Raw genomic sequence first — 1,533 nt, forward strand, 5'->3', positions numbered from 1 at the left:
CCCCGCCCTCCCCGGCGCGGCGGGCCGGACGCCGGGGCGGCCCCGGCGCCGGGCCCGGCGCGCGTCAGGCGTCCTCCAGGCGGAAGCCGACCTTCATGGTGACCTGGAAGTGGCCCACCTCACCGTCCTCGATGTGGCCGCGGACCTCGGTCACCTCGAACCAGTCGAGGTGCCGCAGGGTCTGCGAGGCGCGCCGGACGCCGTTGCGTATCGCGGCCTCGACGGACTCCGGCGAGGTCCCCACGATCTCGGTCACGCGGTACGTGCGATCGGTCATCGACTCCTCCAGATGTTTTGCCCAGTGCCGCCGGTGCGGGTCGGACTCCATGGGCTTACCGTGGAATGGTGAAGGTCAATCACCGCCACCACCGCGAGCCGGCGGTCTACACGGTCACCGACGCTCCCCGCCCCATGTCGGAGGACATCGGCCACCGCCAGCGCCGGTACCTGATGTCCATGGGCGTCCGCACGATCTGCTTCGTGGGGGCGGTGGTGGCCGCCGTGGCGGGCGCGCCGTGGTGGCTCGCGCTGCTCATGGTGGTCGGCGCCGCGGTGCTCCCCTACGTCGCCGTGATCTTCGCGAACGGGGGACGCGAACCGACCGCCCCGGCGGCCTTCGACGACCGTCACCGCAGGGAACAGAAGCCGGTTTCCGGACAGCGACCGGAAATCCGGTCGTGACATTCTCTTGACTAACCGCGGGGGGTTTCGGTGTACGATTTGTACCGGCGCTCTGGTCCCCCGTCGGAGCGCCCGTGCCGGTGTTCCGGGCCCCCGTCGGAACACCGATGATGCGGCGCCGGGTGGATTGCCCCCGTATCCACCCGGCGCCGCTTTTCATTGTCCGGGAATCCCGCTGAAGCTTCGCGGGCCCGCGGATGACCTTCCCCGCACCTTCGCTTGACCGACCGGCCCGAGCCGGGCACATCTCCGCGAGAACGCAAGCCCTCCGCGCTGTCCTGGTCCGGCCATGCCCCCAAAACCGGCCATTCCATACCGTTTCTCGTCCGCAATCGCGGGGCCCGGACGCTGCCGCGCGGGCCTCTTCGTCAGGGCGGCCGGGCGCGGGCCGATCCTTCCCGGCGCCCGCCGCGTACTGCTGAGCGGCGCCCCCTTGACGGAGTCGGCTGTTGAGACGAACATCACAGCTGCCTCGCCTGAGACATATCGGCCATGTGTCTCAGTGGCGGGCCGTCCGCCCACGGGCGCGGCACGGCCCGCAGCCCCGCCCGGGAAACGGAGACCGGCCATGAGCGCTTTCGACGACGTGCCCGAGTGGGCGCCCCGGAACCTGCCGGAGCCGGGCGGCCCCGAGTCCCCCTACACCTTCCTCGGCGCCTCGCAGCCGACCGGGCTGCCGCCCCGCCGCGCGGCGGGCGGCCGGGAAGACGAGCCCTTTGACGCCTTCAGCAGACCCGGCCGGTCCGCCCGTCCCCCGGGCCCGGCGCGCATAACAGGGAGCGCTCACCACTCCCCTTCCCCTACCCTGTAGGTGCCGTCCGCTACGCTCTACCGCGAGCGACGACACGCCTC

Annotated in this window: 3 protein-coding genes; 2 read left to right on the forward strand and 1 reads right to left on the reverse strand. The window is 72.0% G+C overall.

Features of this window, described 5'->3' with window-relative positions; genetic code table 11:
- Nucleotides 1–64: 64 nt before the first annotated feature.
- Nucleotides 65–277 carry a dodecin gene (locus tag AB0K37_RS42120; protein WP_185024725.1) on the reverse strand — a complete coding sequence of 71 codons (213 nt, stop codon included), beginning with the start codon at nucleotides 275–277 and terminating at the stop codon, nucleotides 65–67.
- A 65-nt stretch (nucleotides 278–342) separates the two neighbouring features.
- On the opposite strand from AB0K37_RS42120, the gene AB0K37_RS42125 reads away from it, so the two are divergent.
- Nucleotides 343–681 carry a DUF3099 domain-containing protein gene (locus AB0K37_RS42125; RefSeq protein WP_363991841.1) on the forward strand — a complete coding sequence of 113 codons (339 nt, stop codon included), beginning with the start codon at nucleotides 343–345 and terminating at the stop codon, nucleotides 679–681.
- 568 nt (nucleotides 682–1,249) lie between these two features.
- Complete coding sequence (locus AB0K37_RS42130; protein WP_363991843.1) at nucleotides 1,250–1,492, forward strand: hypothetical protein; 243 nt, start codon at nucleotides 1,250–1,252, stop codon at nucleotides 1,490–1,492.
- The last annotated feature ends 41 nt before the right edge of the window (nucleotides 1,493–1,533 follow it).

Source organism: Actinomadura sp. NPDC049753, assembly GCF_040674655.1.
Lineage (GTDB): Bacteria > Actinomycetota > Actinomycetes > Streptosporangiales > Streptosporangiaceae > Spirillospora > Spirillospora verrucosospora.

Excerpts from the sequence above, each read along its gene's own strand:
- AB0K37_RS42125 (WP_363991841.1), top strand. The coding sequence starts at position 343 with ATGGTGAAGGTCAATCACCGCCACCACCGCGAGCCGGCGGTCTACACG.
- AB0K37_RS42120 (WP_185024725.1), bottom strand. The coding sequence starts at position 277 with ATGACCGATCGCACGTACCGCGTGACCGAGATCGTGGGGACCTCGCCG.
- AB0K37_RS42130 (WP_363991843.1), top strand. The coding sequence starts at position 1,250 with ATGAGCGCTTTCGACGACGTGCCCGAGTGGGCGCCCCGGAACCTGCCG.